Raw genomic sequence first — 664 nt, 5'->3', positions numbered from 1 at the left:
ATCAATTGGAGCGAACTGCGAGAATCCCTCTTCGCGGGAACCTATATCCCATCCCCTGTCCGTCGAGTCGAAATCCCGAAACCAGACGGCAAAGGGAAGAGGAAACTGGGAATCCCAACCGTAACAGACCGTTTCATTCAACAAGCAATTACCCAAGTGCTTACCAGGATGTACGACCCAGGTTTCTCTGAGTGCAGCTTTGGCTTTCGCCCTAACAGGCGAGCACACCATGCAGTTAAATTAGCCAAAAGCTATATAGAAGAGGGGTATCGATGGGTAGTCGACATTGACCTTGAAAAGTTGTTTGACAAGGTTAATCACGATAGATTAATGAGTAAGTTAGCTGAGAGGATCAATGATAGGACTCTTCTCCAATTAATCAGACGATTTCTTACCTCTGGTGTTATGGAAGGCGGAATTGTCAGTCCGAACCTTGAAGGGACACCGCAAGGGGCCCTTTAAGCCCTCTACTTTCGAATATTGTTTTAGATGAACTAGATAAAGAATTGGAGCGTAGAGGACATCGTTTTGTTCGTTACGCCGATGACTGTAATATCTACGTGAAATCTAAAAGAGCTGGGGAAAGGGTTATGAAGGCAATGACTCATTTTATTGAAGGAAAGCTTAAACTGAAGGTTAACAGGGATAAAAGCGCTGTAGACCA

Annotated in this window: 1 pseudogene; it reads left to right on the top strand. The window is 44.6% G+C overall.

Annotated features, from left to right (window positions below):
* A pseudogene (ltrA, locus tag AAHB15_RS29950) lies at positions 1-664 on the top strand (group II intron reverse transcriptase/maturase); the annotation flags it as partial.

Origin of the sequence: Bacillus sp. OTU2372 (assembly GCF_038440275.1) — a bacterium.
GTDB classification, from domain to species: Bacteria; Bacillota; Bacilli; order Bacillales; family Cytobacillaceae; genus Neobacillus; species Neobacillus bataviensis_B.
This window is presented reverse-complemented; position numbering and strand designations above follow the sequence as displayed.